We start from the raw sequence: 6,449 nt of genomic DNA on the forward strand, positions 1-6,449 counted from the left end.
AACTCGCTGGTCACCGGCCTGGCCCGCCAGGGCGCCCGGATCTCGCCGGCGACGCTGACGGGGGTGTGCGCCCAGGTCGGCGGCCTGCTCACCCCGCTCGCCGAGAAGATCGTCGAACGGTCGCGTGGGTCGTGGCACCTGCACGCCGACGAGACGACCTGGCGGGTGTTCACCCCCGACGGCCAGGACACCTCGGCGCGCTGGTGGCTGTGGGTCTTCCTCGGCCCGGACTCGGTGTGCTTCGTGATGGACCCGACCCGGTCGGCGGCGGTGCTCGCCGGCCATGTCGGGATCAGCGAGACCACCGGCCAGCTCGACGGCGCCGGCGGCCCGCGCCGGCTGGTGATCTCCTCGGACTTCTACACCGTCTACGCCTCCGCCGGCCGCAAGGCGGACGGGATCGTCAACCTGTTCCGCTGGGTCCACGTCCGCCGCTACTTCCTGCGGGCCGGGGACGGCAACCCCGCCCAGCTCGGGATCTGGGCCCGCCAGTGGCGCGAGCGGATCGGCGCGCTCTACGCCACCCACGGTGACGCCGCCCGGCAGCATGCCCACACCCAACTTCCGACTACTTACGGCAGTTCTGCGACCCTGATCTGGCTGGCCGCCGCTACCAGGTAGCCGGGATCCGATACGGGTACGCGAACGTACCCGTATCCTGCTGGGTGGGTGAAAGGAGGCTGTCCATGGCGGATGCGAATGTGCGGATTCCGGCGGAGGCGCGGGATCGGTTGGCGGAGGTGGCGGCGGCGGAGGGGTTGTCGTTGCGGGCGTATCTGGCGCGGTTGGCGAGCACGCTGCTGACGCCGGCGGAACGGGCGGAGCGTGCCGAGCGGGCGCGGGCGGTGCTGCGGGAGTGGAGCGGCTACGACCCGACGGAGGAGGAAGCCGCGCAGGCCGATGCCGAGCTGAACCGTCGGCTGACGCGGGCGTTGGGGCGGTGAGCGACGCGCTGCATGTGGTGCTGGACGAGACGGCGATGGTCTCGGCTGGCTATGGCAACGTGCTGGCGTCCCGGTTGATCCAGCGTGCTCACACCGTGCCGGGTCATTTTCTGTATGCCCCGGCGTGTGCGCTGGTGGAGGCGGACCGGGCCCGGCCGGGAACCGCCGAGCACATCGCCGCGCTGCCTGCGGTGACCATCGTGGAGTTGGACCTGGCGGCCGCGCTCGCGGTGGCCCGCGATACCGGCTGGGCGCCGGCGCACGTCCTGTACGCGGCCGAGCCCACCCCGGAGCGTCCCGAGGGTGCGATGATCGCGACGGCGGCGCCGGATCGGTGGGCGGGTCAGCCGGTGCGTCTGTTGGATCTCAGCCCGTGAGCTGGTCCGGCCCGGCGGCTCCACCGCAGCCAACACCCGTCTTGGCGCCCGCGGGCGGGTCGTGGCTGCCGCCGTCACGGCAAGAAGACGGAAAGGCGAGAAGACGGAAAGGGGAGCCGGGAGGGTTCGGCAGACGCTCGCTCACCTACCTCGGATACGGGCTGCGCGACATGTCCTGCGGCAAAGCTCGCTGACGCTACCCGGCCGGGTGAGGGCGAGTTCCTGGATGGACGTCTCGGGAAATCACGGCGCGGACTGTGGTGGTGGCCGGGCAGAGCACCGTCCAGTTCCGCGTGGCCGGGAGGTTCGCCCTGGTGATGACGCGATACGCGTTCCGCCTGTATGTGGCTGGGCAGTCGGAGCAGTCCAGCGCTTCGGTGGGAGCGCGCCGGTCCGTTGCAGCAGCGGGCAGGATAATGATCCGCTAGCCGCCGCCTCCACGTTCGCGATCCACTCCCGCGCTTCCCGCGCTGGGAGTGAGGATGACGACGTGTACAACGTGTGGATGAACCAACCGCAGGAGGACCTACGCCGAATGGCTCAGGGCTTCGAGACCGCGCTGGGCGCATTCCTCGCCGACTGCAAGGCTCGGCCCAACTGTGGCTTCGGCCACGGCGACCCGGCCGGCGCCTTCGACCGCCTGGTCGAACGGCTCACCGAGAAGCCGATCCCGGCCGGCGGTAAGGACGGTAAGGACACCGGCGCCGCCCGCACGCTCAACTGGGTGACCGCCATGATAGGGGTTCGGTCCGCGCTGTACTCCCATGCCAAGTGGCCGCGGCTCGCGGGAGCATTGGCACTGGCCGACGACAACAACGACGGCTCCGAGCTGCTCTCCTTCGCAGCGCAGGACCCGATCGGGGCTATCCTCCCCTTGCCGCACAGCACCTCCACCAGCTCCGATGCCGCGCATACGGCCATTGCCTCGCATACGGCCATCACCTGCACCGACAAGGTCTTCCCGACCGTGGGCGCCTACCAACGACTTTCTGACGAACTCAACCGCGAGAGCCCCCATTTCGGCCTGCTTTCTGCTCTCGGTGCCCTTGCCTGTGTGGTCTGGCCGGTTAAGGCTGCCTCCCGCTACACCGGGCCGTTCCATGCCACCGGCGCTCCGCCGATTCTCCTCGTCGGCAGCACCGGCGACCCGGCGACGCCCTACTCCGGAGCTGTGTCCCTCGCCCGTCAACTCGCCAACAGCGTGCTGTTGACCTGGCGCTCCTACACCCACACCGCCTACTTTCAGGACAGTGTCTGCGTCCGCCGGGCCGTCGAGCGTTACCTGGTCGACCTGATACTCCCGAAGCGCGGTACGATCTGCCCTGACATCCCGACATCGGCGGGTTCTTGAGTCTTAGTCCTCACAATTCAGAATCTTCGCGATTCAGAGTCTTCGCGATTCAGGCTCACCTTGAGGATTATCCAGAAAGGCGACGACTTCGCCGATGCGCGGGCCGGCGTACCGGTCGCCGGCCCCGGTTGGCGCCCAGCGGGGCTCGGCACGCGGAGATCGTCCCGGCGAGACCGGGCGGGCCGTCCGCCGCGGGGGCGATGACCGGGTCGACGACCGGGAGACCCGCCGGTGGGGAGGCGGTCGCCGTGCCGCCAGCATGCCCCAGCCATTGACAGACGTCTATGTTTGCGGTCATCCTCGACCCGCAAGAACATAGATGGATGTCGATGTAAGGGGTGGTCTGGATGGCCAGGGTGCAGTTGGCGTTGAACGTCTCGGACGTGGACGCGGCGGTGGAGTTCTACACGACGCTGTTCGGGGTCGGGCCGGCGAAGCGGCGGGCAGGGTACGCGAACTTCGCGGTCGACGTGCCGCCGTTGAAGCTGGTGCTGATCGAGAACCCGGACGCCCGCGGCGCGGGGGTGGCGGGGGCGTTGAACCATCTCGGGGTGGAGATCGAGACCTCGCAGGAGGTGTCCGCCGCGGCGGCCCGGCTGCGGGAGGCGGGGCTGGTGACGGCGGTGGAGGAGAACACCGCCTGCTGCTACGCGCTGCAGGACAAGGTGTGGGTGGATGATCCGGACGGTGCGCCGTGGGAGATCTACACGGTGCTCGCCGACATCGCCGAGGGCGCGGGCCCGCAGCTGCGCGCCGTGGGACCGGGGGCCGGGGGCGGTCCCGGGTCGGCGTGTGACTGTGGGCCGGTGTGCGCTCCCACGGTGACGACGGTGACAGGTGAACCGGTAGCGGTGAACCGAACCGGTATGGTGTGACGGCGGCGGCTTCCGGTCACCGCGCGGCGGTGGGGCCCGCCGGGCCCGAACCGCGGCGGTGCGCCGCCAACGGTCCCTACCTGTGACAAGGCATGCCTGGCTGGCCCGGGTGTCGCGCAGGTAGGGGGTGGGCGTGGACGACGCCGAGCAGACGGTCGCTGCACCGACCGACCCCGATGGCACCAGCCCTGATGGCACCAGCCCCGATGGTGATGGGCCTGTCCCGGTGCGGCGCCGGCAGCTTCGTCACGCGCCGGTCCCGGTCCCGCTGCTGGCGGTGATATCGGCCGGTGGGGCGGTGGGGGCATGTGCCCGCTACGGGGCGTCGCTGGTGTGGCCGACGATGCCGGGCACGTTCCCGTGGACCACCTGGGCGGTGAACACGGCCGGTTGCGCGGCGATCGGTGTGCTGATGGCGCTGATCACCGACGTGCGGACGGTGCATCCGCTGGTCCACCCGTTCCTGGGCACCGGGGTGCTGGGCGGGTTCACCACCTTCTCCACGTACGCGCTCGACGCGCAGCGGCTGATGGACGGCGGGCGGGCCGGGCTGGCACTGGCCTACCTGGCGCTGAGCGTCCTCGCCGCGCTGGGCGCGGTGTGGGCGGCGGCGACGGCGATGCGATGGTTCGTGGCGACAACGCGGCGGGTCGCGGGAAGGCGGGCGTGATGAGGTTGAGCGGCCGGGAGGCGAGTCGGTGAACTGGCTGCTGGTGATCGCCGGGGCCGCGGCCGGCGCGCCCCTGCGCTATCTGACCGACCGGGCGGTGCAGGCCCGGCACGGCACGGTCTTTCCCTGGGGTACGTTCACCGTCAACGTCACGGCCAGTCTGCTCCTCGGTCTGGTGGCCGGCGCCGCGGGCGCGGGCGCGGCGCCGGCGTGGGTGGCGTCGGAGCAGGTGGTGTCGCTGGTGGGGACCGGGCTGTGCGGGGCGTTGAGCACCTACTCGACGTTCTCCTACGAAACGTTGCGGCTGGCTGAGGACGGCGCCCGGCTGCTGGCCGCGGCCAACGTCGCCGGCAGTGTGCTCGCCGCGTTCGGCGCCGCCGCTCTCGGCGCGGCCCTGGCGCGGGCGGTGTGGGGGTGACCCGACCGGCGCACGGCGGCACGAGCACAGCGCCCGCCGCCGCGGTCAGGCTACGGCCGTGGCGGTTTGTCCTGGTCTTCGGCGTGGTCAGCATGCTGGCGGACGTCGTCTACGAAGGCGCCCGGTCGGTCACCGGGCCGCTGCTGGCCTCCCTCGGCGCGTCGGCGGTCGTGGTCGGTGTCGTCACCGGGGTGGGCGAGGCCGCGGCGCTGCTGCCCCGGCTGGTCTCCGGGCCGCTGGCGGAGCGCACCGGCCGGTTCTGGGCGTGGACGATCGCCGGTTACACGCTGACCGTCGCCGCCGTGCCCCTGCTCGGCGTGACCGGCGTGCTGTGGGCGGCCGGCCTGTTGGCGATCGCCGAACGGGTCGGGAAGGCGGTTCGCAGCCCGGCCAAGGATGCGCTGCTCTCCCACGCGACTGCCGCCACCGGCCGGGGCCGCGGGTTCGCCGTGCACGAGGCGATGGACCAGCTCGGCGCGCTGGCCGGGCCGCTGCTTGTCGCCGCCGTGCTCGCCTCCGGCGCTGGCTACGGCCCGGCGCTCGGCGTTCTGGCCCTGCCCGGCCTGGGCGTCCTTGCTGTTCTGCTCTGGCTGCGGGCCCGCGTGCCCGACCCGGCCGGCTACGAGCCAGACGAGCCGCCGGCCGTGCCCGTCCCCCGTACCGGCCCGGCCCCGGCCGCCGCGCCCCGGGCCCGACTACCCCGGGCGTTCTGGACGTATGCCGGGTTCACGGCCGCGACCACCACCGGGCTGGCGACGTTCGGCGTGTTGTCCTTCCACGCGGTCACCCGTGGCCTGCTGCCGGTGGCCGCGGTGCCTGTCGTGTACGCCGCGGCCATGGGCGTCGACGCCCTCGCCGCGCTCGCGACCGGCTGGGCCTACGACCGCCACGGCCCCGGTGTGCTCGCCGTGCTGCCGCCGCTGGCCGCCGCCGTCCCGGCGCTGGCGTTCACCAACACCCCCGCGCTGGCCGTCGCCGGGACGCTGGTGTGGGGAGCGGCCATCGGCGTGCAGGAATCCACCCTGCGGGCCACCGTCGCCGACCTCGTCCCGCCCGCCCGCCGCGCCAGCGCCTACGGCATCTTCGCCGGCGTGGTCGGCGCGACCACCGCCGCCGGCGGCGCGTTGGCCGGCGCGCTCTACGACCTGTCCATCCCCGCCCTCATCGCCGTCACCGCCGCCGTGCAGGCCGCGGCGCTGGCGCTCCTCGCGGTCAGCCGGCGCATCCGCCCCTGACCAGGCACAACGACGCTAACGCTAATCGTTGGATTTTCGGCGGTTGCTCCCGAGACCCCGACACCTTCTTCTAGGGAACCATCCCGGGATGATCATTTTCTGACGCCCGATAAGTGAGTGTTATCGGGCGTCAGGACGCGACCTACCGCACGCTCCCCTGAAACGTTCCGTTCCGTGGTATAACGGTTTTCCAAACGTTTCATCGCTTGCGACGATACGTAAGTGGAGGGGATGGGTCATGTCTCGGGTACCACGACCGCCGCACCAACGCGGGGAGCCGCCTGAACCGATGGGGCCGATGCGGCCACCGCGTCCCCGTGACGGCGAACCCGCGCTCCCGGCGTCCCCGGCGGCCGGCCCGTCTTCGGGGGGAGCGCCGGGGGCCGGGGGCGGCCCGGCGACGCCGGAGGGATCCACCGCCGGCCCGGCGGCCGGCCCCGCGGTCCCCGAAGGCACCCGCGCCCGCGACGGCGGGGACGACGATGGCGGGGACGACGGCGATGGCGGCGCGCCCCCGTCCGGACACCCGGCACCGTCCGAGGATGCGGCCGGGCCCGAGGATGCGGCGGCCCGCGCCGC

At 72.3% G+C, this 6,449-nt stretch carries 8 protein-coding genes and 1 pseudogene; all 9 read left to right on the forward strand.

The features are described from left to right. Positions 1–621, forward strand: a 621-nt coding sequence (locus AC08OV_RS22585) for an IS66 family transposase (RefSeq protein WP_476620274.1), incomplete at its 5' end; no start/stop codon positions are given. Positions 622–686: 65 nt separating this feature from the next. Beyond that, on the forward strand, positions 687–944 hold the full coding sequence (locus AC08OV_RS22590) for a hypothetical protein (protein ID WP_476616091.1): 258 nt from the start codon (positions 687–689) through the stop codon (positions 942–944). After that, positions 941–1,321 carry a PIN domain-containing protein gene (locus tag AC08OV_RS22595; RefSeq protein ID WP_476616092.1) on the forward strand — a complete coding sequence of 127 codons (381 nt, stop codon included), beginning with the start codon at positions 941–943 and terminating at the stop codon, positions 1,319–1,321. Before AC08OV_RS22590 ends, AC08OV_RS22595 begins: the two co-directional genes overlap by 4 nt. Before the next feature lie 490 nt (positions 1,322–1,811). Further along, positions 1,812–2,672, forward strand: coding sequence for an alpha/beta hydrolase (locus tag AC08OV_RS22600; protein ID WP_476616093.1), 861 nt, complete (start codon positions 1,812–1,814; stop codon positions 2,670–2,672). A gap of 347 nt (positions 2,673–3,019) precedes the next feature. Next, positions 3,020–3,547 (forward strand): ArsI/CadI family heavy metal resistance metalloenzyme, encoded by a 528-nt coding sequence (locus AC08OV_RS22605; RefSeq protein WP_476620275.1) that lies wholly within the window; start codon positions 3,020–3,022, stop codon positions 3,545–3,547. 133 nt (positions 3,548–3,680) lie between these two features. Beyond that, positions 3,681–4,217, forward strand: coding sequence for a fluoride efflux transporter FluC (locus AC08OV_RS22610; protein ID WP_476620276.1), 537 nt, complete (start codon positions 3,681–3,683; stop codon positions 4,215–4,217). Positions 4,218–4,245: 28 nt separating this feature from the next. Further along, the gene (locus tag AC08OV_RS22615; RefSeq protein WP_476602213.1) at positions 4,246–4,635 is read left to right on the forward strand and encodes a fluoride efflux transporter FluC; all 390 of its coding nucleotides are present in this window, start codon (positions 4,246–4,248) and stop codon (positions 4,633–4,635) included. Then, positions 4,632–5,870: an MFS transporter gene (locus AC08OV_RS22620; RefSeq protein WP_476620277.1), complete on the forward strand. Its 1,239-nt coding sequence runs from the start codon at positions 4,632–4,634 to the stop codon at positions 5,868–5,870. Before AC08OV_RS22615 ends, AC08OV_RS22620 begins: the two co-directional genes overlap by 4 nt. Before the next feature lie 298 nt (positions 5,871–6,168). Then, positions 6,169–6,449, forward strand: a pseudogene (locus AC08OV_RS22625) (hypothetical protein); the annotation flags it as partial.

Source organism: Frankia sp. CeTa3Moorea (assembly GCF_978021225.1).